Below are 22276 nucleotides of genomic sequence, written 5' to 3' on the forward strand. Positions count from 1 at the left end.
AAGGAGGAGAATAAATGTTAGAGGTAAATGGGTTGGTCAAAACGTTTGATGAGATGACAGCAGTAGATGATGTCAGTTTTAAAATTGAAGATGGAACTATATTGGGCCTGATTGGGCAAAATGGCGCTGGAAAAACCACGACGTTTCGTCTGATATTGGATTTTTTAACAGCCAATCAAGGGGAAGTACTTTGGAATGGACAAAAACTGAATCAAGAAGTTTATAACATAATTGGGTACTTGCCAGAAGAACGAGGGTTGTATCCTAAAATCTCGATTGAGGATCAAATTATTTATTTTGCCAAACTAAGAGGCAAGAAAAAAGAAGAAATTGCTCCCAAAATTGATGAGTGGTTAAAGAAATTTGAAGTAAAAGGGAAAAAAACAGATAAAGTGAAGACTTTATCTAAAGGAAATCAACAGAAAGTACAAGTGATTTGTACACTAATTCATGAACCAAAGCTGATTATTTTAGATGAACCTTTCAGTGGATTAGATCCAGTAAACGCAGAACTTTTGACTCAAGCGATTATCGAATTGAAAAGTAAAGGGTCTTGTGTTATATTCTCTAGCCACAATATGGATAATGTTGAAAAAATTTGTGACCAGCTCTTAATGTTGAAAAATGGCAAACCGGTCTTAAATGGAAAAGTCCAAGAGATTCGCGAACAATTTGGCAGAATCAAATTATATTTAGAAACGACCTATCCTTTATCGGAGTTAGAAAAGGTACCAGGTGTTGTAAATGGAGTGAAACATAAGGATGGCGTCACGCGTCTAACGCTTGAAAATCCAGAGGTTGGGAAAGAACTCTTTAGTCTAGTCACACAAGAAGGGTACATTCCAATGTTTAGCCAACAGCCTCCAACGCTGGAAGAAATCTTTAAGATGAAAGTGAGTGAGCCAAATGAATAAATTGTGGATTGTAGCAGCAGAAACATACAAACGAAATGTGAAATCAGTTGCATTTTTGGTGATGATTTTAATGCCTTTTATCATGCTTGCAATCGGAGGAGTATTTGGTTACTTGATGACACAATCGTCTAATGATAAAACAGTGGCCATTATAGCAGAGGATTCAGCCTATCGTACTGCTTTCATGAATCAAAAATCAGAAAGTTATACCATTAACAAGAAAATTACAACAGAAAATCAAGCAAAAAAAGCATTGAAACAAGAAAAAATTGATAGCTATTTTGTAATTAAAGGACAAGATGCAACGGTTGAAGGATTGTTATATAGCTCTTCAAATGATCAGGCAAGCTTGCAAGCAGACTTGACGCAAAAGTTGACTGCGATGAAAACTTCTATTGTGGCAGAACAGCTCAATTTGAGTCAAGAACAGTTACGCGCACTGAACGAACCCGCTAAGGTCACTAGTACGACGCTCAAATTTGATGGCGATAAGGAAAATAAAAGTTCCAATCAAGGTTTGATGATGATTGGGGCACTTGCAGCGTCATTCTTAATCTTTTTATTTATTGTCAATTACTCTAGTATTATTGGGCAGGAGATTGCTTCTGAGAAGGGCACAAGAATTATGGAAATCATCCTTTCCAGTATAAAAGCGACTACTCACTTTTATGGAAAATTAATTGGGATTTTGTTGGTCTGCTTGACCCAAATTGTCATTTACGGTGTCTTAGGGATTGTAGCGTATCAGAATGTGAAAAAAATTGAAATCGTACAACAATTACTTTCAAATGTAAAACTTCATGATTTGGTGACGGCTATCTTCGGCTATAATTTGCTATTTTTTGTCTTGGGTGTTTTAGCCTTTGCGGTTTTATCGGCCTTTCTAGGCTCTTTAGTCAGCAGAACAGAAGATGTGGCAAAATCAATTCAACCGATTGTTTTTATAGCAATTGCTGGATTTTACATTGGGATTTTTGTGGGACAAAACAATCCTGAAAGTATCATAGTTAAAATTACGTCGTTTATCCCTTTACTATCCTCATTTGTGATGCCGTTCAGAATTGCTAGCGGGACAGTTGCAACACCGGAAATTTGGATTTCGTTGCTTCTACTCGCGGTGGCATCAGTAGCTTTAACGATTATATCAGCTAATTTTTACCGGTCCAATGTGCTAATATACAGTGATGGTGGTACGTGGAAAGCACTAAAAAAATCAATGGTTCTAATGAAAAACGAAAAAAGAAGTTAAATCGAAGTAAAGCTGAAGTTCCTTGTGTGAGCAAGGAGCTTTTTTTGCACAAAAAAAGAACTGGAATAAAGGGGGTTCCAGTTCTAAGGAGTAAAAAAATGAAAAAGAGTTTTGGCTTTTAAGTTTGTTAGCTGTGGTATGAATAAAGGATAAGGTATGGAGCTTAAACGAAGCTAAAAGAGCATAGGAAAAATAAAAAAAAGAACAAAAAAAGAACTGGAATAAAGGGGGTTCCAGTTCTAAGGAGTAAAAAAATGAAAAAGAGTTTAGGTTTTAAGTTTGTTAGCTGTGGTATAAATAAAGCATAAAGTATGGAGCTTAAACGAAACTAAAGGAGCGCAAGAAAAATAAAAAAAAGTACAAAAAAAGAACTGGAATAAAGGGGGTTCCAGTTCTAAGGAGTAAAAAAATGAAAAAGAGTTTAGGTTTTTAAGTTTGTTAGCTGTGGTATGAATAAAGGATAAGACATGGAGCTTAAACGAAGCTAAAAGAGCATAGGGAAAATAAAAAAAGTGCAAAAAAAGAACTGGAATAAAGGGGGTTCCAGTTCTAAGGAGTAAAAAAATGAAAAAGAGTTTTAGGTTTTAAGTTTGTTAGCTGTGGTATGAATAAAGGATAAGGCATGGAGCTTAAACGAAGCTAAAAATCGCAAGAAGCTAAATTCAATTATTTGAGTGAATAAGAAAGGAACTGTATAATAAAAAGTAAGCAGTTACAGAAAGGGAGAAACAAACATGGATAGAAATCGTACAACGAAGTTAGCAAATGGTGTTGAAATGCCCAAGTTAGGACTTGGCGTTTGGAAAGTGGATAGTGGGGCAGAGGTGGTCAATTCTGTTCAATGGGCAATTGAAGCAGGGTATCGAGCGATTGACACAGCGGCAGTTTATAAGAATGAAGCAGGAGTGGGAAAAGGAATCGCTCAATCTGGGATCAAAAGGGAAGAATTATTTGTAACGACGAAAGTATGGAATTCAGATCAAGGATATGACCAAACTTTAGCAGCTTACGAAGAAAGTTTGAGCAAACTGAATCTTGATTACGTAGATTTATATTTGATTCATTGGCCTGTCGAAGGAAAATATAAAGAAACTTGGCGTGCACTTGAAACGTTATACGAAGCAGGAAAAGTTCGGGCAATTGGGGTCAGCAATTTTAAAGAACACCATCTCGAAGATTTACTAGCAGATGCGAAAATTGCTCCAATGATTAATCAGGTGGAATTACATCCGTTGTTAAATCAAGAACCCTTGAGAAAATTTTGTGCGCAACACGGAATTGCTGTAGAAGCGTGGTCACCACTGGGACAAGGAAAACTCCTAGTTCGTCCAGAATTAAAAGCTATTGGAGACAAATACGGAAAGACTCCAGCACAAGTGATCTTGCGTTGGGATTTGCAAAATAATATTTTCACGATTCCAAAATCAGTGCATAAAGAAAGAATTGAACAAAATGCTGCGATATTCGATTTTGAGTTGAGTGCTGAAGATATTGCAACGATTAACGACTTAAACACCAATGAACGATTCGGACCAGATCCAGATCATTTCGATTTTTAATTCAAATTCAAAGACAGACAGAAATATCTGTCTTTTTTTTTTGCACAACCAAAAAGAATGGCACTCAAAAAAAGAGAAGTATCTCAATAAAAAATATGGTATACTTACAGAGTATATCCAATAAAATACAGAGAGAATATAGCTATTTTTTACTGGTGGGAGGGTTTTTCTGAGATGACAGAAAAAGAAGCATATTATATTACAACACCGATTTACTATCCGAGTGGCAAATTACATATTGGAAGTTCGTACACAACCATTGCTTGTGATGTGATGGCACGGTATAAACGACTGACTGGTTATGATGTTTTTTACCTTACTGGGCTAGATGAACACGGTCAAAAAATTGAAGATAAAGCAAAAGAATTAGGGGTAACACCAAAAGAGTATGTAGACACAATGGCTGCGGATGTCCAAAAATTGTGGAAATTATTAGAAATCAGCAACACCAAGTTTATTCGTACCACGGATGAAGCTCATGAGATTTGTGTGCAAAAGATTTTTGAACAATTATTAGCACAAGGAGATATTTATTTAGGTGAATACGAAGGTTGGTATTCAGTATCAGACGAAGAATATTTTACTGAAACACAATTAGCGGAAGTTTACCGTGATGATGAGGGGAATATGACGGGTGGCAAAGCACCTAGTGGACATGAAGTTGAACTTGTTAAAGAGGATTGTTATTTCTTTAGAATGAACAAGTATGCAGATCGCTTACTTGCATTTTATGCAGAAAATCCAGAATTTTTACAACCAGAAACACGTAAAAATGAAATGATTAACAATTTCATCAAACCTGGGCTAGAAGATTTGGCTGTTACTCGAACAGCGGTCAATTGGGGAATAAAAGTTCCAAGTAATCCCAAGCATACCATTTATGTTTGGTTGGATGCTTTGGTTAATTATATTTCTGCACTAGGCTATGGTACGGAAAATGATGCAAATTTCCAAAAGTTCTGGCCAGCCAATGTTCATATGGTGGGAAAAGAAATCGTTCGTTTCCATGCTATTTATTGGCCAATCTTTTTAATGGCCCTCGATTTGCCATTGCCTAAGCAGGTTTTTGGACACGGGTGGTTATTGATGAAAGATGGGAAAATGTCTAAATCAAAAGGAAATGTTGTCTATCCTGAGATGCTGGTAGAACGTTATGGTTTGGACGCTTTACGCTATTATTTGATGCGCGCAGTACCATTTGGTAGCGACGGAGTCTTTACACCAGAAGATTTTGTTTCACGTGTAAACTACGACTTAGCTAACGATTTGGGCAATTTATTAAATCGTACGGTAGCCATGATTAATAAGTATTGTGATGGAAATATTCCCAAATATGCCTCACAGGTGACGGATTTTGATAGTGAGTTGTCTACAACTGCTGCAAATGTTATCGGAAAATACCACAAGATGATGGATGGGTTAGAGTTCAACCTAGCGCTTTCTGAAATTTGGACGCTAGTATCTCGTGCCAATAAGTATATTGATGAAACTGAACCTTGGAATCTGGCTAAAGATCCAGAGAAGAAACGTGAGCTGGATAGTGTGATGGTTCATTTAGCAGAAAGCTTACGGATTTCAGCTATTTTATTACAGCCATTTCTGACCCAAGCTCCAAAAGAAATTTATCGCCAATTAGGATTAAACGTTGAGCAAATTAATATTCAAAATATTCGCTTTGGCGAGTTCCCTCAAGATAAAAAAGTAGTGAGTAAGGGGAAACCTATTTTTCCACGCTTAGATATGGAAGAAGAAGTGGCTTACATTCAAGCGAAGATGACGGAAACGGTCAATGTAGCAGATGAAGTCAAGTGGAACCCAGAAGATACAGAATTAGCAAGTGATAAATCAGAAATTAACTATGAGGCCTTTGATCAAGTAGAACTGAAAGTGGCCGAAGTCATTGACTGTAAAAAAGTCAAAGGAGCAGACAAATTACTCCAATTCAGATTAGATGCAGGGGACAAGACGCATCGTCAAATCTTGTCAGGTGTGGCTGAGTTTTATCCGAGTCCAGAAGAATTGATTGGTAAAAAAGTTGTCATTGTAGCAAATCTTAGTCCAAGAAAACTCCGTGGTCAAATCAGCCAAGGGATGATTTTATCCGCTGAAAGCAACGGCAAATTAGAAATTGTCGAAGCACCTAAGGGAATAGCAAATGGTGCGATTATTGCATAAATAAATTTGTGACGATTGAAAAAGCAAGTGGAAGAGCCCTTCCATTTGTTGGATCAGTCGTTTTCTTTACGATTAATGAATTAAAGAAGGAGGAAACACCATGATATTTGATACGCACACGCATTTAAATGCAGAGCAGTTTAAAAATGATATCCCTGAAACCATGGAGGCGGCTAAAAAATTAGGCGTGACGGAGATGGCGGTCGTTGGTTTTGATACACCTACTATTGAAAAATCATTACGTTTAAGTCAAACATACGCCAACATTTATAGTATAATTGGATGGCATCCAACTGAGGCGGGGAGCTATACGCCAGAGGTCGAAGCGAAACTGCAACAACAACTTGAAAGCGACAGAGTCGTGGCCTTAGGTGAGATTGGCCTTGATTATCACTGGATGGAAGACCCAAAGGATGTACAGGAGAAAGTTTTCCGTAGACAAATTGCAATTGCCAAAGAGCGTCATTTGCCGATTAGTATCCATACAAGAGAAGCGTTAGAGGATACTTACCGGATTTTAAAAGATGAAAAAGTAGCGACTATTGGCGGGATTATGCACAGTTTTAGTGGAGATACAGAGTGGATGAACCGTTTCTTGGACTTAGGTATGCACATTTCACTAAGTGGTGTGGTCACGTTTAAAAAAGCCCTTGAAGTGCAAGAGGCTGCTAAAGTCGTTCCTTTAGAGCGATTACTAGTAGAAACAGATGCCCCTTATCTTGCCCCTGTTCCTTATCGGGGAAAGCGAAATGAGCCTGGGTATACAAGATATGTTGTAGAAAAAATCGCAGAGCTTCGAGGCGAATCAATCGAACAGATTGCGATGCAGACTAGAAAAAATGCGCATCGTTTATTTAGAATTGAGGAAGTATGAAAGAGAAAAAAACAATTATTGAAGAAGTTATTGTAGTAGAAGGTAAAGATGACACTAAAAGAATTCAAGAAGTGGTCCAAGCTGACACCATTGAAACGATTGGCTCCGCGATCAACGCAGAGACTTTGATGAAGATTCGACATGCGGAAGCGATACGTGGAGTTATTGTCTTTACAGATCCGGATTTTTCAGGAGAAAAAATCCGCAAGATTATTGCAGAAGAGATTCCAACAGTCAAACATGCTTTTTTGGCTAGAAAAGATGCGGTACCAAGTAAAAAAGGTAGTCTGGGCGTAGAGCATGCCAGTAATCAAGCGATTTTGGAAGCCCTGAAGAATGTCATGACACCGACTGATTCGCGCTTAGAACCTGAAATTGATAAGTCGATTCTAATAGCACAGGGATTAATTGCAGGAGCGAAGGCAAAAAAAAGAAGAGAACGGTTAGGTGAGCTCCTAAAAATCGGTTATACGAATGGGAAACAATTGGAAAAACGCTTGGCGATGTTTCGCATAGAACCAGCTACTTTTTTGCACGCGATGGAAAAAATAACGGAGGAAGAAAAGCATGGATTATAAAGATATCGCCACCCCCAGTAGAACGAAAGAAATCTTAAAAAAATATGGGTTTTCGTTTAAAAAAAGTTTAGGTCAGAATTTCTTGACAGAGCCAAATATCTTGAGAAAAATCGTAGCTGTTGCAGACATAACGGGTACGACTAATGTTATTGAGGTAGGACCAGGTATTGGGGCACTTACAGAAAATTTAGCTCGTGCAGCCAATCAAGTGTTGGCGTATGAAATTGATGGACGTTTACTAGAGGTCTTAGCAGAAACTTTAGCACCCTATCCGAATGTCACGGTGTTGCACGAAGATGTGTTAAAAGCCAATCTATCAAAAGATGCGACGGCTGTTTTTAGTCAAAACTATCCGGTCAAAGTGGTTGCTAATCTGCCTTATTATATTACAACGCCTATTATGATGCGCTTTTTAGAAGCTGACTTAGAGATTTCAGAGATGATTGTGATGATGCAAAAAGAAGTAGCTGAGCGCATCACCGCATCGCCGTCTACCAAGGCTTACGGTACTCTTTCTATAGCGGTGCAATATTACATGGAGACAGAAGTAGCGTTTATTGTTCCAAAAACTGCTTTTGTTCCACAGCCGAATGTAGATTCAGCTATTTTAAAATTGACTAAAAGAGCGCAGCCAGCTGTTGAAGTGATAGATGAGGCTGCTTTCTTTCGGTTGACAAAAGCTTCGTTTCAGTTGCGTCGTAAAACGCTATGGAATAACTTGACACATGCTTATGGGAAAGACGAAGCAACGGTTAGCTGGCTTGAACAATCTCTTGAAGCAGCCCAGATTGATCGCAAACGTCGGGGGGAAACACTATCCTTAACGGAGTTTGCAGAGTTGTCCAATAAGATGATTGAGCTAAAAGAACAATTTTTTGATTAAATTAGCTAAATAGAGTTGCAACGTCTTTGGCGTAGCAGCTCTTTTTAAAAACTCTTGGTACAGTTTTTAAAATCAAATTTGCTTGACACTTAAGAAAAGCTCATGCTAGAATCAAGCCAACATAGATTAGTACTAAATAAAAAAATGAATCGTTAATGAGGGTGAAAAATGAATCAAAATCGGATATCTACACGTAATTTGGTTTTTTCAGCTATTTTAGTGGCATTGGGCATACTTATTCCATTGATTATGCCGGTAAAGGTTGTCGTTGGGCCAGCTTCGTTTACGCTAGCTAGTCATCTGCCTATTTTTTTGGCAATGTTTATCTCACCAGGAGTGGCGCTCAGTGTAGCTTTAGGAACGGCATTTGGATTTTTCTTATCATTTCCAGTAATTATCGCATTTAGAGCGTTATCTCATGTTGTTTTTGCAGTGATTGGCGCGTATTGGCTCAAAAAAAGGCCAAAGTTTATTGTTAGTTTTGGAAAATATCAGATTTTTAATGTTGTCATAGGGATTGTGCATGCATTTGTAGAGTTTTTGGTTGTGAGTGTATTTTTCTTTCAAGGAAATGTGCCGGAAACTATGTATAGTCAAGGTTATGTCTACACGGTTATCGTGCTAGTAGGGGTTGGTGGATTTATTCATAGTTTGATTGATGGTAGTATTGCATATTATATTGGGAAGCGCTTAAGTAAAATTGTAGATATTCCTGTTTTTACTCAAGCAAAAAAGTAACCAAAATTACATAAGCTAAGATGAGCTTTTGGGTATAAAAAGGCTGCGATAAAATGGTTGTTTATTTTATTGCAGCCTGTTTTTTATTGGTTAATCCTAATAGATATGGTATAGTAAGGACGGTGTTTGGAACACCAAAAAATACAGAGTAGGAAATAAAGCGTTAAGTGCTAAGAGGATGGGATGTTGCCTTTTGGACGAAGAATCTGTTTGGATTCGCGGTTTTATTTTCGCATTCGCTGCATAAGTTTAGGTATGTAGCAACTCTTAAAGGAGATGCGCATCATGGGAAGAAGTATGAAAAAATTGAATGTCAGGGTAATCGCTTTAATGGGGTTGATGATTGCCTTGCAAGTGGTTTTTACACGATTTTTATCTGTGGAAACGACCTTTTTAAGGATTGGGATTGATTTCATTCCAGCCACAATAATGGGTGCCTTATTTGGCCCTTTTCTCGCTGCGATTGGTGGTGGTTTGGCTGATGTTTTAGGAATGATGATTTTTCCAAAGGGAGCTTTCTTTTTAGGGTTCACGTTTAACGCCTGCCTGATTGGCATGTTATATGGACTCTTGTACTACAAAAAAGAACTAACCTGGAAACGAGTTATTTTTTCAACAATCGTGATCACATTATTAAGTAGCTTATTGTTAACCCCTTTTTGGTTGCATTTGATGTACAAAGTGCCGTTTTGGGGATTAATGCCCATCAGACTGTTAAAAGCAGTGGTGATGATTCCTTTGCAAGCAGTTCTAACTTTTCTTGTATTAGGAAGATTACCCAAAGAAATAAAAAAATAACTTTTTTAGTTAGTATAAAAAGAAAAGACATGATTCCGAAAACATCCACGGAATCATGTCTTATTTAATTGTTTTCTGAGAATTGGGCGGCATAAAGCTTTGAATAAAAACCGTTTGGATTTTTCAGTAACTGTTCATGATTTCCCATCTCAACGATTTTTCCAGCGTCCATCACCAAGATGATATCGGCACTACGAATCGTGGACAAGCGATGTGCGATGACAAAGCTTGTTTTTCCTTGCATCATTCTAAGAAATGCTTCTTGTATTTTGCTTTCTGTTAAGGTATCTACAGAGCTAGTAGCTTCGTCAAGGATGAGCATTGGTGGGGCAGAAATCATGGTTCTGGCAATCGTCAAAAGTTGACGTTGCCCCTCAGATATTTTAAGCCCTTGACTACCGATAACCGTATCATATCCATGCGGTAGTTTGGTAATAAAAGAATGAACGAGCGCAGATTTTGCACAAGCAATGACCTCTTCGTCTGTTGCTTGAGGATTCCCAAAGGTCAAGTTTTCCTTGATGGTTCCGTCAAAAAGCCAAGTGTCTTGTAAAACCATACCAAAAGCTTTTCTTAGTGAATCTCTCGTGTAGTGCTGAATAGGGATACGATCAATTAAGATTTGGCCACTATCAAGATCGTAAAAGCGCATTAACAGATTGACAAGTGTCGATTTTCCAGCCCCAGTTTTGCCAACAATTGCGACTGTTTGACCCGATGTAACGTTCAATTGTAAATCCTGGATTAACGGTCTGGACGGATCGTAAGAAAAGAAGACGTGCTCAAACGAGACATTTCCTTTTGTTTTTGAGAGGACAACCGCGCTTGCCTCATCTTTTGCTTCAATGGGTTCATCCATCATGGTAAAAATACGTTCTAATCCAGCTAAGGCAGTTTGAAGTTGTGTCGTGATACCCGATAAGTCAATAAAGGGTTTTGAAAATTGACTGGCATAAATGGTGAAGCTTGAGATCATTCCAATAGTAACATTTCCTGTTCCTTTCAGTGCTAAAAGCCCTCCCACTAAACCAATAGCGATATAGGCAATATGATCAATAAAACGGGAGGTAGGATTTGATAATGAAGAATAAAACTGTGCTTTTTGTCCCCAGTCAAGCAACTGTTGGTTCATTTTTTCAAACCGTGCTTGTGAACTGCTCTCATATTGAAAAGCTTTAACAATTTTTTGATTGCCCACAACTTCAGAAACAAATCCTGAAATATCGCCTACCAATTGTTGCTGCTTAGAGAATTGTGCTTGGCTCGCTTTTGTCACAAACCAACTTACTAAAAAGATTAGAGGAGTCATGATCAAGACAACTATTGTTAGTAATGGGCTTAGCCAAAACATCGCAAAAAGTGAGACGATGACGATTGTAATGCCTGAAAAAAACGTATTGAAGATCGCGACACATGCCTCAGAAACATAATCTAGATCATTTGTAAAACGACTCATAATATTTCCTTGAGAAGTCTGATCGTAGTAACTCAAAGGAAGTTTGTTTAAATGATTAAAGGCATCTTTTCTTAGATTTGCAACAGAAACATAGGCAATTTTATTGCCCAAAATTTGGATAATCCATTGAGAAAGAACAGATAGCACAAGAATCATTGCCAGTAAAGTGAGTATACGGCACAAGTCAGAAAACAGCACCTGATTTTTTCCAATCATGGTATCAACTGCTTTTCCGGTATAAGCCGTAATGACAACCGTAGTCCCACCCGCTATCAGTCCAGAAACGAGGGCAAAGGCAATTTCTTTTTTAAAATGACTTAAATAAGGAGAAAAACGTTTGATTGGTGCTAAGTTCATGCGCTTTCTATTTTTCATTCAACTGCTCCTTTCGCTCTTCTTGGGAAGCAACTATTTCTTGGTAAATAGCAGAGTGGGTAAGGAGTTCACTGTGTGTACCAAGCCCCACTTGTTTTCCTTCGTTCAAGACAAGAATTTGATTGGCGTTTTGAACAGAGCTAATTCTTTGAGAGACAATGATTACGGTGGTATTAGCTAAATCTTGTTTTAAGGCATGGCGTAAATCTTGATCAGTGCGGTAATCTAGTGCGCTTAGTGAATCATCTAGAATTAAAATAGGTGGTTTTCGAATTAAAGCCCGGGCAATGGCTAATCGTTGTTTTTGTCCACCAGAAAAATTATTTCCGTCTGCTAGTACGCGCGTATCTAAACCATTTGGAAGTGACTGGACAAACTCAAGACACTGCGCTGTTTTTAATGCAGCTAGACATTCTTCATCTGAAGCGTCTGCTTTTCCCCACTGTAAGTTTTCACGAATGGTTCCAGAAAACAGTACACTTTTTTGAGGAACGAGCCCAATCGCCTGACGCAATTCATCCACTGGAAGTTGTGTAATAGGTTGCCCTGCTAGTGAAATCGCACCAGTTGATACATCATAGAAACGTGGAATGAGTTGAATTAAGGTACTTTTTCCACTTCCTGTAGGTCCAGTAATACCAAAGATAGTCCCTTGTTTTATTGAAAAATCGATTTTTTGAAGAGCGAGACCCGCATCTGGTTGATAACGAAAATCAACTTGTTGAAAAGCTAACGTACCAGATAGTGTCTTTACTGACTGGTAAGAGGAAAGAGTGTCTTCTGGTATCGAAGGTTTGATAGCAAGTACTTCATTCACACGACTAGCCGAAGCCGAGGCGCGGGTGAAAATAACTACTAAATTGGATACAACGATGAGAGCGAGTAACATCTGCATCATATAATTGATTAGCGCCAATACTTCTCCCTGCTTTAAAGAACCAATGTTGACTTTTATTCCACCAAAATAAAGCAAAGATAGAATGGCAATATTTAAAATTAAAGTCGTGGCAGGGGTTAAAATAGCAGAGATATTCGCTACACGCCGATAAGCTTTTGCTAAGTCATCTGTCACATGAGCAATTTTTTCTTCTTCGTTTTCTTTTCTAGCAAAAGCGCGAATCACTCGTACACCAGCCAAGCTTTCGCCAATTGCTTGATTTAAATGATCAACTTTCTTTTGTACCTTTTTATATAGTGGAACTGTTTTTTTCATCATAAAATAAAGTACAATACAAAAAATAGGTAAGATTAACACAAAAATAAGTGCTAATTTTGGTTCAATGAAAAAGGCCATAATGACCGAACCAATGCTTAAAAATGGCGCTCGAATCACAAGCCGAATAAGCATCGCTAAAGCGAGTTGCAATTGATTGATATCACTGGTCATCCTTGTGACTAGTGTTGAAGTTCCAAGCTCATCAAGCTCTTTATGTGAGAGGGTATTGATTTTTTTTAATAATGCAGAGCGCAACTCCGTACCAAATCCTTGTGATGCAACAGAAGCAAAGTATTGACAAATCAAAACACATATCAGGCCAATCAGCGACATGAAAATCATAGTACGGGCTGTATGTATCACATACTGCGCATCCCCCTTTTTGATCCCATTATCAATCAGTCGTGCCATGTAGATGGGTAAAAATAATTCAAAAACCGCTTCTAAAAATTTGAAAATAGGCCCCAAAATAATCTGAAAGCGATATTTTTTAGCATATTTTAGTAATGAAAACATTTAATTCCCCCTTTGAAATAATGAAGCGTTCATTTTCATTGTACTCTAGAAAAGATCAGAAATAAAGGCTATAGGAAGGCCTGTCAAAGACAAACTGAAAAAACTTTGTTACAATATGAACAAGAAAAGGAGGGGGCAAATGAATCATATAAATGAACTAATTCTTTTATTTTTTATTTATTCAGTAATAGGCTGGTTGTGGGAAACGATTTATTGCTCGTCAAAGGCGCATAAATTTGTCTACAGAGGATTTTTGGTGGGTCCTTATTGTCCAATCTATGGTTTTGGCGTTCTTCTAGTACTCTTACTGGTAAGTCCTTATCAAAAAAATCTGCTTGTTCTCTATATTTTTTCAACCTGTGTGGTAACGATTTTAGAATACGTCACTAGTCTTCTCCTTGAAACTTTTTTTCATGCGACATGGTGGGATTACAAAGACGTTCCATTTAATTTAAACGGAAGAGTGGCGCTGCCCGTCTCTTTGTTTTGGGGTGTGGGGTGTCTTTTGATTGTTAAGGTTGTTCAGCCTTTTGTTTTGCTTTTAACGGAGCGTATCGAAGGTGCTGCAGGAGGCTATATTCCACTAGTAATCGCACTGGTTTTGTTTGCAGATAGCATCTACACAATCAGCAATATGATCTCTTTCCAAAAAGTCAGCAAGGTTTGGATTGGCAAAATTGATGAAGTCAAAGCAGAGTTTTCTAAGAGGCAAGATATTTTTAGAAAAGAAAAAGCAGCATGGCTATCGGAATTCACCAATGAAAAGAAAAAAACTTTGCCTAAGCTCAACTTTAACCAACGGCGAATGTTGTCAAATTTTAGGCAATTAAAAATCAAAGGAATTGATAATTTAGATGAATTAGTCTTGCTATATAAGCAAAAGAAAAAGCAAAAATAATAGTGTCTGATAAAACGTAGAAAAGGAAAACTTTGTAATATTACGAGGTTTTTCTTTTTATTACATATTGTAATAAAATGTAATATTGTTGTTACATAAGCTGTTTCTTTTATTAGTATAATATAAGAGTTGAAAAAGAGAAAAAGGAAAGGTGTTGTCTTTTTTTGAAATTTAAAAAGATTGGCACTGTTGCGGTATTTATGTTATTGGTAAGCGTCACTTCGCCCTTAACAACATTTGCAAAATCTGTAGATGAAATTAAGCAGGAAGAAAGTGCTGCTAAGCAACAGAGTGAGAAAATCAGTAGTGAAATTCAAACCTCATTAAGTGAAGTAAATAAAAAATATCAAGAAGTAGAAAAGTTAAATAGTGAGGTGGCACAAGCAAAAAGCACAATTGCTGAAACACAAACTAATATCGATAAAACGAAAGAAAGCATCAAGAAGAGAACGGCTGCTATGGCGGGACGTATGAAAGATATGCAAATTCAAAATGCAGGTCAACATAAACTTCAAATGCTTTTAGAATCGGACAGTATTTCAGATTTTATCAATCGGATGTACGCTGTTTCGGTGATTCAAGAGGCTGAAAGAACCAAGGTGGAATCTTTGTATCAAGACAAAGAAAAATTGGCGAATCTCCAAACCAAGCTCAGTGATACAAAAGCAAATTTGGAGGCGAAAAAAGCAGATGCTGAAACTGAAAAATCTAGCTTAGATAGTAAAGTTGCAGCCCTTCAAACAAAACTTGAAGAAAACAAATCAACGATTAGTCAGCTTGTAACGGAACGTAAAACAGAAGAAACGCGCTTGGAAAAAGTAGCAGCTGATAAGAAAGCGGCTGAAGCAAAAGCTGTGGCAGAAGCCAAACAAGCGGAGCAAAAGGCTGCGGCAGAAGCTGCAACCCAACAAGCCGCTACAAAAGCAGCACAAACTTCTAGTTCTACACAAACCAGTACGAGCTCAAGTACAACTGGAAGCAGTAGTACTACCAATAGTACAAATGATAACCAAAGCAGTCAAAATAATGACAACAACAATAGTAGTAGCAACAGCAATAACAACAATACCTCAAGCGGGAGTTCTTATTCGTTGACGGTTCAAGCAACGGGCTATTCAGTAGAGGAAGGCGGTTTTTTGACTGCTACTGGGATTGATTTACGTAAGAATCCTTGGTGTATTGCAGTTGACCAAAATGTGATTCCGCTTGGATCGATGATTTCGGTTCCAGGATATGGCTATGCGATTGCTGGTGATACAGGTGGAGCTATCAAAGGAAACATTATTGACTTGCACTACAAAACGATTGCTGAATGTATACAGTGGGGAAGACGCACAGTGACGATCCAAGTATATAGAAATTAGGTCTTGAAAAATAAAACGTTAACCAATAAAGTGGTTAACGTTTTTTGATTTGCACTTTTTGACAAGACAAAAAAACAACGTTATACTGATTGGGTTATTAAAATTAAGGAGAGAAAAAGATGATTCGACCAGCGGAACCAAAGGATATTCCCGAAATGATGCGCTTAGTATTGGTTATTTTAAAAGATATGGAATTATCCCTCGTTAAAGAACTTGGTGATACAACAATGATAAAGTTACTGAGTGAAGCCTCTTTTTATCCGAACTACCGTTACAGCTACAAAAGAGCAATTGTAAAGGAGCTCGAAGGACAAGTTGCAGGAGTGGCATTTGGTTATCCAGCAGCAGATGAAGTGGTGATAGATGAACCCTTGCAACAGTTACTAGCTGAAAAGAGCTATGAGGTTGATCAAAAATTATTTCTTGATAGCGAAGTATTCCCAAACGAATGGTACTTAGATTCACTTGTCGTTTCGCATCGGTTTCGAGGTCAAGGGATTGGCTCAGAGTTATTAGCTTATTTGCCTATCTTAGCGAAAGAATCAGGCCAAAGGCGGATTGGCTTGAATGTAGATTTAGCAAATCCCCAAGCAGAAAAACTCTATGTGCGTCATGGGTTTACATATGTAGGAAAAAAAATGATTAGTGGTCATGAATATAAGCACATGCAAAAAACGGTATTACAGTAGAACAAGAAAAAATGCTCTAGTCAAAAAAGAACCAAAAGACACGTGTCTTTTGGTTCTTTTTTATAAGGGATCTAGATGTAGCGCACGATAGCCTAATTTCAAAAAGTTTTTTTTCCGATTAAGCACCCAATAATTAAGGACAGCCGCAACACAGATGCAAAGTGGAGCATCTTGATCATCTTGAATAGAAAGCTCGCAATAAGTCCCATTTGAAAAAAGAACTTCTTGCATAGTCATCACTTTTTGATGTAAATGGAAAATAGCGTAATGATGCTCGGGAATGTTTCCTACTGCTGCCCAATTTAATTGCCTAATATAATAAAAATCACTTGGAAAATTAAAAATCCGCCTCATAGAGCCTACTTTTTCAAAACCTAAGTACAAATCAAAACTTGCGCTTGGGGCAAAGGTGGTTTGTTTGATGCTTGCAGCTAAATCACCATTCATTTTGTAAAGAGAGAGTACGTCTCCTCTAGTTCCGAAACGCCCAATCATTAAAAAAAGAGGAGTTCCTTGACTATTTTTTATGAGAGTACGTGTGTTTTGCGAGAGAGCAGGTTGGGAAACATAAAATTCAGACATCGTAGTTCCTCCTTTTTATAATGCTAGAGAGATTCTTCTATGGCACGGATAATAGCTTTTCCAACACCATTTTCAATATTCGTCTGTGTGAGATATTTGGCTTGCTCTTTGACTTCAGGTTCAGCATTTGCCATTGCAAAACTAACTCCTGCAATCTGTAGCATGGAAATGTCGTTAAAGTTATCGCCAATCGTCATGACTTGGTCCAATGGAATATCATATTTTTCAGCCATTTTTTTTACAGCAATGCCTTTTTGAGCCATTGCATGGTTAATTTCAATATTGGTTGGGTAAGAAGAGGTAACAAAGATATTATCGAGTTTTGAGATTTGTGAGGCGATGGGCTGTAACACTTTTTGCCCCTCTTCATTAAATACGATAAATTTTAGGACTTCAATCGTTGGATCTTCTAATAGGTCTAAATAATCCTTAATGTAGATGATATGCAGCAAATCTAGATGGGCTGCAGAGAGGGCCACCGCCATTTTATAAGAAAGGCCTGGAGTTCTACTCGCAATCATTGTCGCAGCATTTTCTACTCTCTGAGGTTGATTATCTGAGTATACACCTTTGTTGGTGGCAATTTCAAAATAGAGCTGATTTTCTTTTAATATCTGAATAATTTGTTGGACATTTTCTTTTTCAATGCTAAAAGTAAATAAAGTCTGTCCTTCTGCATCATATGCTTGGGCACCATTTCCCGTAATCATCGGACATTTGATTCCGACTTCTTCAAGAGCAGGTAGTGCCTCTGTTGCGCCTCGACCTGTGGCTACCATAAAGTGAATCCCCATTGATAACGCTCTTTTTACTGCAGCAGCATTTTCTTTTGAAATGCTCATGTGTTCATCTAACAATGTGCCATCCATATCTGATGCGATTAATCCAATCATAAAAAATGATCCTCCTAAAGGTTATTTCCTTTTTAGTATACTACTTTTTATAGAATCAAGCGACTGAATTCCTCTTGTTTCTATAACTTGTTTTTAGTATGCTAGTAAAAAAGGAGTGAAGCAATGAAGACGATTATACATAATAGTTGGCAACAAATCTTGCATGAGGAATTCCAGAAAGAATACTATCTCGATTTGAGAAACTTTTTAAAAGAAGAGTATCAAAATGAATGGATTCACCCAGATATGTATCATATATATGAAGCATTTGAATGGACACCTTTTGAAAAAGTAAAAGTCGTAATCTTGGGACAAGATCCTTACCATGGACCAAATCAAGCACACGGCTTGAGCTTTTCGGTCAAGCCTGGAGTGAAGATTCCACCTTCGCTTGTGAATATTTATAAGGAATTAGAGTCTGATTTGGGGTGTAAACCTGCGAAGCATGGCTACCTTGAAAAATGGGCTAAACAAGGAGTTTTATTGCTAAATACTGTCTTAACTGTTCGGAATGGTCAAGCTTACTCTCACCGCGGGAAAGGGTGGGAAAGTTTAACCGATACTGTCATAGAAAAGTTAAATGAAAGAGAACAGCCCGTTGTGTTCATCTTGTGGGGGAAACCAGCGCAAGAAAAACGTAAAATGATCGATGAAGCCAAACATATAGTTCTGACTGCGCCACACCCTAGTCCATTATCCGCTCATCGAGGCTTTTTCGGGTCAAAGCCTTTCTCTAAGACCAATCAAGCGCTAGAAAAATTGGGAGAACAACCAATTGACTGGCAATTACCACAAACAGTCGAAGAGTAAATTTTACGTTTGTTTTTTAAATGTAATTGCTCTCATCCTTTATTTTTCAACTGCTACAGATAAAAAAAACTGTTCTTTTTTTAAGAAAAGGTGTATAGTAAGTAGTAAATACAAACAATATTTGGAGGCGCTATCATGGAACTTTTTGATGGACTAAAATTTAAAATCATTCGTAAAAAAATTAAAATTTCTTTTCCAGAAGCAACAGATGCCCGAGTGCTTGGCGCTGCGGTTCGTTTAAAAGCAGAAGAGCTTGTTGAACCGATCTTGATTGGAGAAAAAGTTGAAATTGAAAAAATAGCCAAAAGTCGTGGCTTTAATACAGATGAATTAACAATCATCGACCCAAACCACTATGATGAATTTGATAAAATGGTCACAGCTTTTGTAGAAAGAAGAAAAGGAAAAGTTACAGAAGACCAAGCAAAAGTTTTACTACGCGATCCTAACTATTTTGGGACGATGTTGACTTATTTAGACATAACAGATGGCATGGTCAGTGGTGCCATCCACTCGACAGGGGATACTGTTCGACCAGCATTACAAATTATCAAGACGAAGCCAGGTGTTTCACGGACTAGCGGAGCGTTTTTAATGGTTCGTGGACGTGACCAAGAGAAATATTTGTTTTCCGATTGTGCGATTAATATTAATCCAGATGCTCAATCCTTAGCAGAGATTGCAGTTGAAAGTGCTCGAACTGCAGAATTATTTGATATTGATCCGAAAGTAGCATTATTGAGTTTTTCAACGAAAGGCTCTGCTGCCTCAGAAGAGGTCAATAAAGTTAGTGAAGCAACAAGGATTGCTAAAGAGCTAGCACCACAATACGATATTGACGGGGAACTGCAATTCGATGCGGCGTATGAATCTTCTGTTGCTGGGCAAAAAGCACCAGGCTCCAGTGTTGCTGGTGAGGCCACTGTTTTTGTATTCCCAGATTTACAATCTGGAAATATTGGTTATAAAATTGCGCAACGTTTAGGGAATTTTGAAGCAATTGGTCCAATCTTGCAAGGATTGAACAAACCAATTTCCGATTTATCTAGAGGATGTAACGAGGAAGATGTATACAAATTATCCATTATTACTGCGGCACAAACATTACTAGGATAGTCTTGAAAATAATCACTAGCGAATTTTATTCGCTAGTGGCTTTTTTTTATTGGAAATTGTATACTTAATGGTAAATAATTTTGTGGAGGAACAATCGTGAACGAATATCAGTTACCAAATGAAAAAGCCACGTTAGAGTTTGCAGCAGAAATGGGAACATTTCTTCAGGCAGGAGATGTTTTAGTGTTAGCTGGAGATTTAGGTGCTGGAAAAACAACTTTTACCAAGGGTTTAGCCAAAGGCTTAGGGATTAAGGAGATGATCAAAAGCCCGACGTATACAATCATTAGAGAATATGAAACAGGTAGATTGCCACTGTACCATATGGATGTTTATCGTGTGGCAGAAGGTGCAGAAGAGCTAGGATTGGATGAATATTTTTCGGGTGCAGGTGTGTGTGTGGTAGAGTGGGGGGAATTGATCCCGGAAGAACTTCCAGAAAATTATATAAAAATTGAGATAGAAGCAAAAGAAAATCAGCGTATGTTGAAGATTGAGCATCAAGGTAGCCAAGCATTGGAACGCATAAGAGCATGGCAAGAAAGTATAGATGAAGGGGGAAATAAAACGGTATGAGTGAAGCAATAGATGTGATCATTCGAGAAGCTATACCGAGCGATGCGGCTCAAATTAGTCAGGTTATGAAACAAGTAGGACAAGAAACGCCATATCTAGTCATGGATGAAAAGGGGCTGGAGTTGACAGAGGAGCAACTAAAAGAGCATTTGGCTCGCTTATATGAGTCGCCAAATAACATATTATTGATTGCGCTAATTGCAGATGAAGTTGTGGGAACAGCATCAGTTAAGGCCTCTTTTAAAAAAAGAGTGGAGCACATTGGGGAAATTGGCATTAGTGTTGTAGAAAAATACTGGGGATACGGACTTGGAACGAAATTATTAGAAGAAATCATCGACTGGGCGAATCAAAGTGGTGTGATCAAACGTTTAGAGTTAACCGTTCAAGAAAGAAATAAACGTGCGATTCATTTGTATCGTAAAATTGGGTTTGTATCAGAAGCAGTGATGCCTAGAGGGGCTAAAACAGATGACGGTGAATTTTTAGATGTGGAACTAATGCGTCTACTGATTGATTGAGAACACAAAGCAAAAACACAAGCAGTCAAATCAGTTGATTTGCTGCTTGTGTTTTTGCGATAAAAGTTCGAAATGACTGAGTAAAGCAGCAGAGTTCAACAAACTAAATCATTTTGACAAGTGGTTTAAGTGCCACATCACCAAACTGTTTTTGTTGAGTGAGTAAAATATTCGCACAAGCAAGACTATCCTCTAATGCATCGTGATGATTTTCTAAAGGAATTGCTAACTCTTGACACACTGTGTTAAGCTTGTGATTTGCAAAATTGGGATACAGCTTGCGACTAGTTTTTACTGTACATAGAGAGAGATAATGGGGCTGTTCTAGATTGTAGTAGTCGAGGCAGCCCTTTAAAACGTTGCAATCAAATGCTGCATTGTGAGCGACAATCAGATGGTTGGGTTTGAAATAATGTGCGATTTTGGCCCAAACTTCAGGAAACTTTGGTGCATCTTTCACTTGTTCGGGGCGAATACCGTGCACGTTAATGTTTCGCCAATGAAAGTCTGTTTCTGGTTGGATTAACGAGTAATAACGATCGACAATCTGATTATTTTGGACAAAAACGAGTGCAAGCGAACAGGCACTATATTTTTGAAAGTTTGCCGTTTCGAAATCCATGGCAATAAAATTCAATTGAACTCCTCCTTATATTTTTGGATACAAAGGTCACTATTTTTTAAAGATCTATTGTTAAAGAAACAGGACAGTGATCACTGCCGAGTATTTGATCAAAAATACTCGCATCTTGCAGATAAGGTTTTAATGCTTCAGAAACACAAAAGTAATCAATCCGCCATCCGGCATTGTTTTTCCTCGCGTTAAAACGATAGCTCCACCAAGAGTAAGCATGCTCTTGATCTGGATAAAAATAACGAAAAGTATCGATGAAACCACTATCAAGAAAAGTTGAAAATTTTCCCCGTTCTTCGTCAGTAAATCCAGCATTTTTACGATTTGTTTTCCAATTTTTTAAGTCAATATTTTTATGCGCAACATTTAAGTCACCACACAAAATCACGGGTTTTTCTTTTTCTAGCTCTTTTAAATAAGCCAAAAAATCGTCTTCCCATTGCATGCGATACTCTAATCTTTTTAGTTCAGCCTGAGAATTTGGTGTGTAGCAAGTAATCAAATAAAATTTAGGATATTCGAGTGTAATAACACGACCTTCTGTATCGTGAACTTGCTTACCAATTCCTAATGATACATTTAGAGCCGGTTCTTTTGCAAAAATTGCCGTTCCAGAATACCCTTTTTTCTCAGCGTAATTCCAATACTGAGTATAGCCAGGCAAATCAAGCTCAATTTGACCTGCTTGTAATTTGGTTTCTTGAAGACAGAAAAAGTCCGCATCTAACTCATTAAAGCTATCTAAAAAGCCTTTTTTTACACAGGCACGCAAACCATTAACATTCCATGAGATACATTTCATCTTGGTGCCACCTTTCTTCGTTTCTATCTCTATTGTACCTAAAAATAAAAAAAATAGGTA

At 37.8% G+C, this 22276-nt stretch carries 22 protein-coding genes, 1 pseudogene and 1 riboswitch; of the genes and pseudogenes, 17 read left to right on the top strand and 6 right to left on the bottom strand.

All coding sequences use genetic code 11. From position 1 onward, the window contains the following. Window positions 1–14 precede the first annotated feature (14 nt). The 10 genes and pseudogenes from CBF30_RS07735 to CBF30_RS07775 form a co-directional block, all read left to right on the top strand. A pseudogene (locus tag CBF30_RS07735) lies at window positions 15–699 on the top strand (ABC transporter ATP-binding protein); the annotation flags it as partial. After that, the gene (locus tag CBF30_RS12170) at window positions 681–914 is read left to right on the top strand and encodes an ATP-binding protein DrrA1-3 family domain-containing protein (protein ID WP_390221236.1); all 234 of its coding nucleotides are present in this window, start codon (window positions 681–683) and stop codon (window positions 912–914) included. The pseudogene CBF30_RS07735 and the gene CBF30_RS12170, both read left to right, overlap by 19 nt. Continuing rightward, entirely contained in the window at window positions 907–2163 is a 1257-nt protein-coding gene (locus CBF30_RS07740; RefSeq protein ID WP_126824727.1) for an ABC transporter permease, read from the top strand. Before CBF30_RS12170 ends, CBF30_RS07740 begins: the two co-directional genes overlap by 8 nt. Before the next feature lie 734 nt (window positions 2164–2897). Then, window positions 2898–3722, top strand: coding sequence for an aldo/keto reductase (locus tag CBF30_RS07745; RefSeq protein ID WP_126824730.1), 825 nt, complete (start codon window positions 2898–2900; stop codon window positions 3720–3722). A 174-nt stretch (window positions 3723–3896) separates the two neighbouring features. After that, entirely contained in the window at window positions 3897–5897 is a 2001-nt protein-coding gene (metG, locus tag CBF30_RS07750; protein ID WP_126824733.1) for a methionine--tRNA ligase, read from the top strand. Between the two features lie 100 nt (window positions 5898–5997). Then, window positions 5998–6771 (top strand): TatD family hydrolase, encoded by a 774-nt coding sequence (locus CBF30_RS07755; protein ID WP_126824736.1) that lies wholly within the window; start codon window positions 5998–6000, stop codon window positions 6769–6771. Then, window positions 6768–7349 carry a ribonuclease M5 gene (gene rnmV, locus CBF30_RS07760; protein ID WP_126824740.1) on the top strand — a complete coding sequence of 194 codons (582 nt, stop codon included), beginning with the start codon at window positions 6768–6770 and terminating at the stop codon, window positions 7347–7349. Before CBF30_RS07755 ends, rnmV begins: the two co-directional genes overlap by 4 nt. After that, window positions 7339–8232, top strand: coding sequence for a 16S rRNA (adenine(1518)-N(6)/adenine(1519)-N(6))-dimethyltransferase RsmA (gene rsmA, locus CBF30_RS07765; RefSeq protein WP_126824743.1), 894 nt, complete (start codon window positions 7339–7341; stop codon window positions 8230–8232). The genes rnmV and rsmA overlap by 11 nt, the downstream gene beginning before the upstream one ends. Before the next feature lie 168 nt (window positions 8233–8400). Beyond that, complete coding sequence (locus tag CBF30_RS07770; protein WP_126824746.1) at window positions 8401–8970, top strand: putative antibiotic biosynthesis monooxygenase; 570 nt, start codon at window positions 8401–8403, stop codon at window positions 8968–8970. 142 nt (window positions 8971–9112) lie between these two features. After that, window positions 9113–9214: riboswitch (THF riboswitch) on the top strand. 41 nt (window positions 9215–9255) lie between these two features. Beyond that, window positions 9256–9768, top strand: coding sequence for a folate family ECF transporter S component (locus CBF30_RS07775; RefSeq protein ID WP_245975047.1), 513 nt, complete (start codon window positions 9256–9258; stop codon window positions 9766–9768). Window positions 9769–9832: 64 nt separating this feature from the next. On the opposite strand, the gene CBF30_RS07780 is transcribed toward CBF30_RS07775, so the two are convergent. Both CBF30_RS07780 and CBF30_RS07785 read right to left on the bottom strand, forming a co-directional pair. Next, window positions 9833–11599 (bottom strand): ABC transporter ATP-binding protein, encoded by a 1767-nt coding sequence (locus CBF30_RS07780; RefSeq protein WP_126824749.1) that lies wholly within the window; start codon window positions 11597–11599, stop codon window positions 9833–9835. After that, complete coding sequence (locus CBF30_RS07785; RefSeq protein ID WP_126824752.1) at window positions 11589–13331, bottom strand: ABC transporter ATP-binding protein; 1743 nt, start codon at window positions 13329–13331, stop codon at window positions 11589–11591. The genes CBF30_RS07780 and CBF30_RS07785 overlap by 11 nt, the downstream gene beginning before the upstream one ends. 139 nt (window positions 13332–13470) lie before the next feature. Between CBF30_RS07785 and CBF30_RS07790 the strand changes: the two genes are divergently transcribed. The 3 genes from CBF30_RS07790 (at window position 13471) to CBF30_RS07800 (ending at window position 16282) form a co-directional block, all read left to right on the top strand. Then, window positions 13471–14229 (top strand): putative ABC transporter permease, encoded by a 759-nt coding sequence (locus tag CBF30_RS07790; RefSeq protein ID WP_126824756.1) that lies wholly within the window; start codon window positions 13471–13473, stop codon window positions 14227–14229. 164 nt (window positions 14230–14393) lie between these two features. Next, window positions 14394–15593, top strand: coding sequence for a 3D domain-containing protein (locus CBF30_RS07795; RefSeq protein ID WP_126824759.1), 1200 nt, complete (start codon window positions 14394–14396; stop codon window positions 15591–15593). A 119-nt stretch (window positions 15594–15712) separates the two neighbouring features. Continuing rightward, window positions 15713–16282 carry a GNAT family N-acetyltransferase gene (locus tag CBF30_RS07800; RefSeq protein ID WP_126824762.1) on the top strand — a complete coding sequence of 190 codons (570 nt, stop codon included), beginning with the start codon at window positions 15713–15715 and terminating at the stop codon, window positions 16280–16282. A 60-nt stretch (window positions 16283–16342) separates the two neighbouring features. Here the strand turns inward: CBF30_RS07800 and CBF30_RS07805 are convergent, their stop codons facing one another. Together CBF30_RS07805 and CBF30_RS07810 are read right to left on the bottom strand one after the other, a co-directional pair. Next, complete coding sequence (locus CBF30_RS07805; protein ID WP_126824765.1) at window positions 16343–16864, bottom strand: LURP-one-related/scramblase family protein; 522 nt, start codon at window positions 16862–16864, stop codon at window positions 16343–16345. Between the two features lie 23 nt (window positions 16865–16887). Further along, window positions 16888–17757 (bottom strand): Cof-type HAD-IIB family hydrolase, encoded by an 870-nt coding sequence (locus CBF30_RS07810; protein WP_126824769.1) that lies wholly within the window; start codon window positions 17755–17757, stop codon window positions 16888–16890. Between the two features lie 123 nt (window positions 17758–17880). On the opposite strand from CBF30_RS07810, the gene CBF30_RS07815 reads away from it, so the two are divergent. From CBF30_RS07815 to CBF30_RS07830, 4 genes are all read left to right on the top strand, one after another. Then, window positions 17881–18567 carry a uracil-DNA glycosylase gene (locus tag CBF30_RS07815; RefSeq protein WP_126824772.1) on the top strand — a complete coding sequence of 229 codons (687 nt, stop codon included), beginning with the start codon at window positions 17881–17883 and terminating at the stop codon, window positions 18565–18567. A 135-nt stretch (window positions 18568–18702) separates the two neighbouring features. Next, a complete protein-coding gene (pta, locus tag CBF30_RS07820) occupies window positions 18703–19683 on the top strand; it encodes a phosphate acetyltransferase (RefSeq protein ID WP_126824775.1) in 981 nt (326 codons plus the stop codon). A 150-nt stretch (window positions 19684–19833) separates the two neighbouring features. Then, a complete protein-coding gene (gene tsaE / locus CBF30_RS07825) occupies window positions 19834–20259 on the top strand; it encodes a tRNA (adenosine(37)-N6)-threonylcarbamoyltransferase complex ATPase subunit type 1 TsaE (RefSeq protein WP_126825541.1) in 426 nt (141 codons plus the stop codon). Further along, window positions 20256–20780, top strand: a complete 525-nt coding sequence (locus CBF30_RS07830; RefSeq protein WP_126824778.1) for a GNAT family N-acetyltransferase — start codon at window positions 20256–20258, stop codon at window positions 20778–20780. The genes tsaE and CBF30_RS07830 overlap by 4 nt, the downstream gene beginning before the upstream one ends. Window positions 20781–20883: 103 nt before the next feature. Here CBF30_RS07830 and CBF30_RS07835 read toward each other — a convergent pair whose 3' ends face one another. Both CBF30_RS07835 and CBF30_RS07840 read right to left on the bottom strand, forming a co-directional pair. Beyond that, window positions 20884–21417 (bottom strand): 3'-5' exonuclease, encoded by a 534-nt coding sequence (locus tag CBF30_RS07835; protein WP_126824782.1) that lies wholly within the window; start codon window positions 21415–21417, stop codon window positions 20884–20886. 43 nt (window positions 21418–21460) lie between these two features. Next, window positions 21461–22216: an exodeoxyribonuclease III gene (locus tag CBF30_RS07840; RefSeq protein ID WP_126824785.1), complete on the bottom strand. Its 756-nt coding sequence runs from the start codon at window positions 22214–22216 to the stop codon at window positions 21461–21463. Between the last annotated feature and the right edge of the window lie 60 nt (window positions 22217–22276).

The sequence above is a fragment of the Vagococcus entomophilus genome, assembly GCF_003987595.1.
GTDB classification, from domain to species: domain Bacteria; phylum Bacillota; class Bacilli; order Lactobacillales; family Vagococcaceae; genus Vagococcus_E; species Vagococcus_E entomophilus.

What these genes read in the sequence shown, in the direction of transcription:
- CBF30_RS07740 (WP_126824727.1), top strand. Translation starts at nt 907, where the DNA reads ATGAATAAATTGTGGATTGTAGCAGCAGAAACATACAAACGAAATGTG.
- CBF30_RS07745 (WP_126824730.1), top strand. Translation starts at nt 2,898, where the DNA reads ATGGATAGAAATCGTACAACGAAGTTAGCAAATGGTGTTGAAATGCCC.
- metG (WP_126824733.1), top strand. Translation starts at nt 3,897, where the DNA reads ATGACAGAAAAAGAAGCATATTATATTACAACACCGATTTACTATCCG.
- CBF30_RS07755 (WP_126824736.1), top strand. Translation starts at nt 5,998, where the DNA reads ATGATATTTGATACGCACACGCATTTAAATGCAGAGCAGTTTAAAAAT.
- rnmV (WP_126824740.1), top strand. Translation starts at nt 6,768, where the DNA reads ATGAAAGAGAAAAAAACAATTATTGAAGAAGTTATTGTAGTAGAAGGT.
- rsmA (WP_126824743.1), top strand. Translation starts at nt 7,339, where the DNA reads ATGGATTATAAAGATATCGCCACCCCCAGTAGAACGAAAGAAATCTTA.
- CBF30_RS07770 (WP_126824746.1), top strand. Translation starts at nt 8,401, where the DNA reads ATGAATCAAAATCGGATATCTACACGTAATTTGGTTTTTTCAGCTATT.
- CBF30_RS07775 (WP_245975047.1), top strand. Translation starts at nt 9,256, where the DNA reads ATGGGAAGAAGTATGAAAAAATTGAATGTCAGGGTAATCGCTTTAATG.
- CBF30_RS07780 (WP_126824749.1), bottom strand. Translation starts at nt 11,599, where the DNA reads ATGAAAAATAGAAAGCGCATGAACTTAGCACCAATCAAACGTTTTTCT.
- CBF30_RS07785 (WP_126824752.1), bottom strand. Translation starts at nt 13,331, where the DNA reads ATGTTTTCATTACTAAAATATGCTAAAAAATATCGCTTTCAGATTATT.
- CBF30_RS07790 (WP_126824756.1), top strand. Translation starts at nt 13,471, where the DNA reads ATGAATCATATAAATGAACTAATTCTTTTATTTTTTATTTATTCAGTA.
- CBF30_RS07800 (WP_126824762.1), top strand. Translation starts at nt 15,713, where the DNA reads ATGATTCGACCAGCGGAACCAAAGGATATTCCCGAAATGATGCGCTTA.
- CBF30_RS07805 (WP_126824765.1), bottom strand. Translation starts at nt 16,864, where the DNA reads ATGTCTGAATTTTATGTTTCCCAACCTGCTCTCTCGCAAAACACACGT.
- CBF30_RS07810 (WP_126824769.1), bottom strand. Translation starts at nt 17,757, where the DNA reads ATGATTGGATTAATCGCATCAGATATGGATGGCACATTGTTAGATGAA.
- CBF30_RS07815 (WP_126824772.1), top strand. Translation starts at nt 17,881, where the DNA reads ATGAAGACGATTATACATAATAGTTGGCAACAAATCTTGCATGAGGAA.
- pta (WP_126824775.1), top strand. Translation starts at nt 18,703, where the DNA reads ATGGAACTTTTTGATGGACTAAAATTTAAAATCATTCGTAAAAAAATT.
- tsaE (WP_126825541.1), top strand. Translation starts at nt 19,834, where the DNA reads ATGGGAACATTTCTTCAGGCAGGAGATGTTTTAGTGTTAGCTGGAGAT.
- CBF30_RS07830 (WP_126824778.1), top strand. Translation starts at nt 20,256, where the DNA reads ATGAGTGAAGCAATAGATGTGATCATTCGAGAAGCTATACCGAGCGAT.
- CBF30_RS07840 (WP_126824785.1), bottom strand. Translation starts at nt 22,216, where the DNA reads ATGAAATGTATCTCATGGAATGTTAATGGTTTGCGTGCCTGTGTAAAA.